This window comes from Cysteiniphilum litorale, from assembly GCF_003428165.1.
GTDB lineage: Bacteria > Pseudomonadota > Gammaproteobacteria > Francisellales > Francisellaceae > Caedibacter > Caedibacter litoralis.
This window is the reverse complement of the sequence record NZ_QLIQ01000160.1, coordinates 1-728: the sequence shown is the minus strand read 5'-3', so window position 1 is coordinate 728 and position 728 is coordinate 1. Positions and strand designations below refer to the sequence as shown.

Sequence of the window (728 nt, the reverse complement as noted above, 5' to 3'; positions counted from 1 at the left end):
TACTTTACAACAAAGATAGTGAACAAAATAACGGTGAAAATAATGCCTAAGATGATACCAAAAGAAATACGAATTGATGAAAAAAAGCTAATGAATATTCGTGAATTGATGGTTGAATATGAGGAAATAAACGAATCTGCATTCATCCGTGATTTGATTGATATAGGCTATGCGGTTAAAAAAGCACAGCTCAATGCATCAGATGATGAAGAAGTCGAAAACTGGCAAGCAGTCTATCAAGATGCCGCCAAGAAAATGATTGAATGCCACCATTTAATCAGACAAGCGTTTGCATTTACTTATAATGCTAAGTTATCTAGACATGAGGGCTATGGGGTTGAATTAAACGAAAATAAGAGAGAATCAGACGAGTACATTGCCAATCTTTTAAGTGGTAATGTGGATTCGGAAAAATTAAAAGGGTCAAAGGGAAAATAGACAACTGTCAGGTCGGGTCTAAACTTCTACAACTAATACGGGAGTGTGGGAGTGTTCATAAAACTGGGCAACAACCATTTCGCAGCTCAACATCTTTTTTCCTGAACGGTTAAAACTTGAGCTTTAGGGTGACACAGTTGAGTGAACAGTCTCCAATCTACCATAATTTTTTGATAGAAATCACTTAGTCAACTGATGCTTGATGATCTGTTTTTTTGTCACATTAGGCACAGTTTCAACGTTTTGAGTCTTATATTGATCCGGTTGATTTTCTTGTGATTTTATTGATT

At 35.9% G+C, this 728-nt stretch carries 1 protein-coding gene; it reads left to right on the top strand.

All coding sequences use genetic code 11. The features are described 5' to 3' along the window. Nucleotides 1-438, top strand: a 438-nt coding sequence (locus DNJ75_RS15045; protein WP_206609142.1) for a hypothetical protein, incomplete at its 5' end; no start/stop codon positions are given. Between the last annotated feature and the right edge of the window lie 290 nt (nucleotides 439-728).